General features: G+C 48.2%; 1 rRNA gene. It reads left to right on the forward strand.

Annotation, left to right across the window (positions count from 1 at the left end):
• Positions 1 to 137: 137 nt before the first annotated feature.
• A 5S ribosomal RNA gene (rrf, locus tag N8H71_RS28730) occupies positions 138 to 253 on the forward strand.
• Positions 254 to 255: the final 2 nt, after the last annotated feature.

Consider the following 255-nt stretch of genomic DNA (forward strand, 5'->3'; position numbering starts at 1 on the left):
TTCCCCATGTGAGAGTAGGTCATCGTCAAGATTAAATTCCGAAACCCCAATTGCGAAAGCAGTTGGGGTTTTGTTTTAGTAGAAGTCACCGATTTTTGCCGGAACGTTACTGCGGTAACGGGCTGGACACAGAATTTCTTGACGACCATAGAGCGTTGGAACCACCTGATCCCATCCCGAACTCAGAAGTGAAACGATGCATCGCCGATGGTAGTGTGGGGTTTCCCCATGTGAGAGTAGGTCATCGTCAAGATT

Origin of the sequence: Pseudomonas koreensis (assembly GCF_025447595.1) — a bacterium.
Classification (GTDB): domain Bacteria; phylum Pseudomonadota; class Gammaproteobacteria; order Pseudomonadales; family Pseudomonadaceae; genus Aquipseudomonas; species Aquipseudomonas koreensis_H.